At 62.0% G+C, this 471-nt stretch carries 1 protein-coding gene; it reads left to right on the plus strand.

Annotated elements, in window-relative coordinates:
* The coding region (locus tag AC0L3J_RS37420) for an integrase core domain-containing protein (RefSeq protein WP_473350435.1) at positions 1-471 on the plus strand (471 nt) is incomplete at both ends.

Below are 471 nucleotides of genomic sequence, written 5' to 3' on the forward strand. Positions count from 1 at the left end.
CGGCCTGCCGCTCGCCATTCGCTCCGACAACGGCGTGCCCTTCGCCAGTCCCAACGCCTTGTTCAACCTCTCCAAGCTCTCGGTGTGGTGGCTCCGACTTGGTATTGCAATCGAACGCATCAAGCCGGGTCACCCGCAACAGAACGGACGTCATGAGCGCATGCACCTCACCCTCAAAAAGGAAACCACCCGGCCACCGGGCGGCAATAGCTTGCAGCAGCAGGAACGCTTCGATGCCTTCGTCCGCGAGTTCAACTCCGAACGCCCGCACGAGGCCCTCGACATGAAATGCCCTGCCGAGCTCTACGTCGCCTCAGCGCGTTCCTATGCCGGCCTGCCGGAGCTGACCTATCCGTTCCACGATCGCGAGGTTCTTGTAACCGCGTGCGGCCGCCTTTGCCTGCATCGCAAGCGGATCAACATCTCAACCGTGCTGGCGGGCCAAAAGCTCGGCATCAAAGAGGTCGACGA

The organism is Bradyrhizobium sp. Kon37 (assembly GCF_055807535.1).